This is a genomic window from Okeania sp. SIO3I5 (assembly GCF_010672085.1).
GTDB lineage: Bacteria > Cyanobacteriota > Cyanobacteriia > Cyanobacteriales > Microcoleaceae > Trichodesmium.
Window position 1 is genome coordinate 1 of the sequence record NZ_JAAHHT010000059.1, and the last position, 5,266, is coordinate 5,266.

Below are 5,266 nucleotides of genomic sequence, written 5' to 3' on the forward strand. Positions count from 1 at the left end.
AACTCGCCAGAGCTATATCTATATTTATGGAAAATTTTTATTGCCAAAGTCAAAGGAAAACTAAGAATTTTTTTGACACAGCAAAAGTTGCTGAGTCAGAGGAAAAAGGAATGAGGAAAATTCGGCGCTTCCGACAGATAAAAATTTCAACTTGCCAAGGAAAAATGCAGCACTTTCCACAACCAAAAATTTTACATTGCCAGAGATATATCTATATTTATAGGAAAATTTTACTGCCAGAATCAAAGACAAACTGACGATTTTTCCCCACAGCAGAAATTGCTGAGGTAGGCAAAAGAAAAATCGGGAAAATTCCGCACTTTCCACAACCAAAAATTTTACATTGCCAGAGATATATCTATATTTATAGGAAAATTTTACTGCCAGAATCAAAGACAAACTGACGATTTTTCCCCACAGCAGAAATTGCTGAGGTAGGCAAAAGAAAAATCGGGAAAATTCCGCACTTTCCACAACCAAAAATTTTACATTGCCAGAGATATATCTATATTTATAGGAAAATTTTACTGTCAGAGTCAAAGACAAACTGACGATTTTTCCCCACAGCAAAAATTTCTGAGAGAGGCAAAAGAAAAATTCGGAAAATTCCGCACTTCCCACAACCAAAAATTTTACATTGCCACAGATATATCTATATTTATGGAAAAATTTCACTGTCAGAATCAAAAGCAAACTGACGATTTTTCCCCACAGCAGAAATTGCTGAGGTAGGCAAAAGAAAAATCGGGAAAATTCCGCACTTTCCAAAGCAAAAATTGCTGAGGTAGGTAAAAGACACGAAGGAAAAATTCAGCACTTCCCACAGACAAAAATTTCAAATCCCCAGAGATATATCTATATTTATAGGAAAATTTTACTGCCAGAATCAAAAGCAAACTGACAATTTTTCCCACAGCAGAAATTTCTGAGGTAGGTAAAAGAAAAATCGGGAAAATTCCGCACTTCCCACAGACAAAAATTTCAAATTGCCAGAGGTATATCTATATTGATTGGGAAAATTTCATTGCCAGAATTAAAGGCAAAATCAGGATTTTTTCCCACAGCAGAAATTTCTGAGGTAGGCAAAAGAAAAATCGGGAAAATTCCGCACTTCCCACAACCAAAAATTTCAAATTGCCACAGATATATCTATATTGATTGGGAAAATTTCATTGCCAGAGTCAAAGGTAACATCAAGCGATCGCTCACATGAACTACCAGAATTTCCCAAAATTCATAACTACAGAAAATCTAAGGAAAAACTGACTATTTTCCAAGGTGAAATTTCACAACTCTTACTCTCAAAGTCAACATTAGATTCAGACTCACTAACATCTTGCTCTAACAAATTCACAACTTTTCCTATCCCTAAACCAGCATCACTTTCCAAATTTAATTTTGCCTCCTTTCCCGAAGATTCATAACATCTGAAAATCCAACGTTGATTATCCTCTGACCGTTTCAACGCCATCAAAATTAAGTTGTCAGTTTCCCAACCTAAAAAACGATAAGTTTGTGGCAACTTTCCATGAGATTTTTCCTTACTAATGAAAGGCATTACCTTTACAAGCAAAGGCATATTTAATTCATAACCTCGTTGCACAGTTCCAGCATTTTCCCAACTTCCGATATGAGGATAAATAGCATAAGTAAATTCGTGAATTCCTACATCGGCTTCCGAGTCAGGCCAAGTCGAACCTCTCAATAAAGTTAAACGTAATTGATTTGGTTTTGCGTCATATCCATATTTACAGTCATTCAATAAACTTACTCCATAATTATCTTTACTAATATCTGCCCAATTTAAAGCAGGAACTTCCCATTTTGCTTTCTCTTTTTCTGTCTGAGGTTTAGTAGTTCTTTTAATTGCTCCGCAAGGAATTTCATAAGTAGCAAAATCTGCTTCTATATTTATGGGAAAAGCTGCTTTGACTAAAGTGTGTCTTTCCTGCCAATTTACCCGACTTTTAATTTTTAATAGTGGGGAACCAATTTCGAGAATGTAATCCTGACAAAACTCAGAATTACCTATTTTTCTAATTACCCGCAGACAACTTTTTAATTCTCCCTGTTCTACCCAATAAATATCTATTAATTTTGCTGGAGATAAAGGATGTTGCTGATAATTCGGATCGATATTCCAAGCATCCCAATATTGACCTTCATCACGAAAAGCTTGTAGTTGATTTCCTTCTGGTTTCTTGAGAATTTCCCGTTGATTAATCTTGTCAAAAATACTCTCTAGATTTCCTGTTGTTGCCTCTACCTTTACCCGTAATAAATCGTTCTCTAAAACCCATTTTTCTCTTTCTAAACTAACAGTATTGACATTTTGAATTTTTTTGGGTACTCTTACTGTAAAGTTGCGGACGGGTGTGCCTATATATAGTTTATTGCCCAAATCTGAAAATCCAGAACATAACCAAAACAAACGATAACCAACCCCAGGTATCTCAGAAGCAACAAACAGTAAATTGTTATCTGAGACCTGAGAAGTAAGTCTTTGCCCGGCATTGTCATAAACTTGCCAGTCATCATCACAAGAGCTTAGATATTGAGAGTTAGGTCTCACAGAAGAGGCAGAAGAAAAAAAAGATTCAGAAATTGTTTCTCCTCCTTGTCCTCCTTGTCCTCCTTGTCCTCCTTGTCCTCCTTGTCCTCCTTGTCTTCCTTGCCTTCCTGCTCTCTCCTCATCCCCCCGCTCCCTACTATCCTTTTTTGCGGAAGGCGCTGGCAAAGCAACCGAAACTAATTCCGAACGTTGCCAATTCAGAGAATTAAACACAATTATTGGATAAACCATCCCACCAGAAAAAGTATCCAAAGGAAAAGGCGGCGAAACATCAACATTAACAGCAACTCTCCCCATAGCCTCCGCCAAAATTTCCTTAGCCAAACTTTCCGCCTCCTGCCAATTATTATTAGCATCCACATAAACTTCCGGGATAGCCGAACCAGGCAAAATATCGTGAAACTGATTAAACAAAACCAACTTCCAAGCAGTCTCCAAATCATTCTTTCGATAATAACTACCAGTCAAAATTGAAGCAAAAACAGAAAACAACTCCGCCTGGTACAAAAAATTTTCACAACGGCGGTTCCATCTTTTTTGATCTGCATGAGTCGTGTAACATCCTCGATGAAATTCTAGATAAAGTTCATCCTGCCAAACAGGAAAACTACCTGAATTTTTCTCTACCAACTCAGTAAAAAAATTCTCAGAAGTAGAAAACTCCAACACAGGAAAAAAACCAGACTCTTGCCATCTCTTACCTACCTCCAACATATCGCGAGTCGGACCTCCACCATGGTCTCCCACACCAGGCAACCACAAAACATTTTTACTGCCAGTTTTTGTCAACCATTCGCAAGCGTACTTTGCCATTTTTACAGGTTTAATACTTTCTCCTATCGGCGGTAACATCAAACTTAAAATCTGACTTTTATCTGGAGCTTCCCACCAAAAAATTTCAAAAGGAAACTCTGTCGAATCATTCCAACGTAACTTCTGAGTAGCAAAATATTTGATATTTCCCCCTTGAAGAATTTGCGGAAGTTGCCAACAGAAACCAAAAGTATCTGGCAACCAAGCGACATGAGAAAATCTGCCAAATTTTTCCGAAACATAACGTTGACCGTATAAAACTTGTCTAACAATTGATTCTCCTCCGACTGTATTTAATTCTGGTTCTACCCATAAACCTGCTGCGACTTCCCACTTACCTAAATCAATTTGTCGTTTAATTCTATTAAATAAGTCTGGTCGATTTTTTTCTATCCATTCATATAGTGCCGGAGTCGAATGACAGAAAATAAGTTCGGGAAAATATTGTTGTAAATTCAGAACAGATGAGAAAGTTCGTTGCGCAGCTTCCCAAGTTTCTTCCACATCCCATAACCAAGCTAAATCTAGATGAGCATGACCTAATAATTTGATTTTTAAACTATTAATATAGTTGTCAGAAATTTTAGTTATTTCTGAGTGAAGATTTAGTAGCGATCGCTCAAACTTTTCTTTCTCTCCAACTGTCTGCCAATCTATCAAACTGACAGAATTTTTTATTATCTCTAGGTGTAAGTCGCTCTCAGATTCTACTTTAGTCAAATATTCGAGCAAAATTTCCAATCTGTCCGCCATCAAACCAGGGTCTAACTGATAATTATCTAGATTTTCATAGACACACCAAGACTTTACCAAAGCACCTCGGTCATGTTCCGGACTTACCAACTTAATGCCAAGAATAAAAGTCTCTCCAACTACTGCCCTTCGACCCAGCAAAATTCGACTCGAACAGTCAAACAAATCCCCCGTTTGTACTAACTTACCATTCACATAAATTTCGGCAGATTCAGCCCACCAAGTCAAACCCAATCGTAAAGATAAACCAGTTAAAAGATAATCGTTTAAATGTGGGGGAATTATCAACTTTTGCCCTAACCATAAAACCTGTTTACCTTTTTCCCAAGCAATATGTTTCCTTTCATTTGTTGTAGCTAATTTCCAAGCATCTAAATTTTTAAGTGCAGTAATAGATATATCCCCTTGCCAATATCGCCATTTGTTTTGAATATCTACTCGCGTTAATTTTCTAAATTGCTGAATTGTTGTAGAAATTTCTGGAATTGAAAATTGCATAAAATTCTGATTTCCTGATAAGTGTGAGAATGAGTTTCGATTGTTTGTTTCGTTTCAGATATAAAACTAGATTTAGATTATCATTTTTTCTCTCCTACTTAATCTTCAGAAAAAATTCTCTAACCACCACCTTTGAAATTCTAATTTGCTGATGGAGTTACCTGGAAAATCCAGAGCTTTTTTGACTTCAGAGCTGAAAGTAGGTTGTAATTTTTTCTGCTACCTAATTTTGATAAAAGTCTCTCTAAACACCACCTTTCGACGCAGAAAAATTTGACTCAAATAATCAAATAAATCTCTAAATATTTCCTCGATCGCCTCAAAGCTATTCCCGAAAAATACTGGGAAAAATATCAGAGAATTATTGAAATACCAACCTCACCATAAAATCTATTTACCTGATTTTTAAACCAGATGTTTGATGTGATGATTTTTGTCGAAATTTCCCGCATCAAAAAATAGAGAAAATTCTCAGCATAGTTGATGAAGTTACCCGGAAAATGCAGAGCTTTTTTGAATTCAGATATGAAAGTAGGTTGTAATTTTTTCTGCTACCTAATTTTGATCAAAGTCTCTCTAACCACCATCTTTCGACGCAGAAAAATTTGACTCAAATAATCAAATAAATCT

At 36.3% G+C, this 5,266-nt stretch carries 3 protein-coding genes; 2 read left to right on the plus strand and 1 reads right to left on the minus strand.

What is annotated here, in order from left to right:
• On the plus strand, positions 1 to 257 hold a 257-nt coding region (locus F6K40_RS15525), incomplete at its 5' end, for a hypothetical protein (RefSeq protein ID WP_293137338.1).
• A gap of 749 nt (positions 258 to 1,006) precedes the next feature.
• Positions 1,007 to 1,213 carry a hypothetical protein gene (locus F6K40_RS15530; protein ID WP_293137339.1) on the plus strand — a complete coding sequence of 69 codons (207 nt, stop codon included), beginning with the start codon at positions 1,007 to 1,009 and terminating at the stop codon, positions 1,211 to 1,213.
• A gap of 27 nt (positions 1,214 to 1,240) precedes the next feature.
• Here F6K40_RS15530 and F6K40_RS15535 read toward each other — a convergent pair whose 3' ends face one another.
• Positions 1,241 to 4,636 (minus strand): alpha-mannosidase, encoded by a 3,396-nt coding sequence (locus F6K40_RS15535; RefSeq protein WP_293137340.1) that lies wholly within the window; start codon positions 4,634 to 4,636, stop codon positions 1,241 to 1,243.
• Positions 4,637 to 5,266 lie beyond the last annotated feature (630 nt).

Coding starts and splice junctions, on each gene's coding strand:
- F6K40_RS15535 (WP_293137340.1), bottom strand. CDS start 4,636: ATGCAATTTTCAATTCCAGAAATTTCTACAACAATTCAGCAATTTAGA.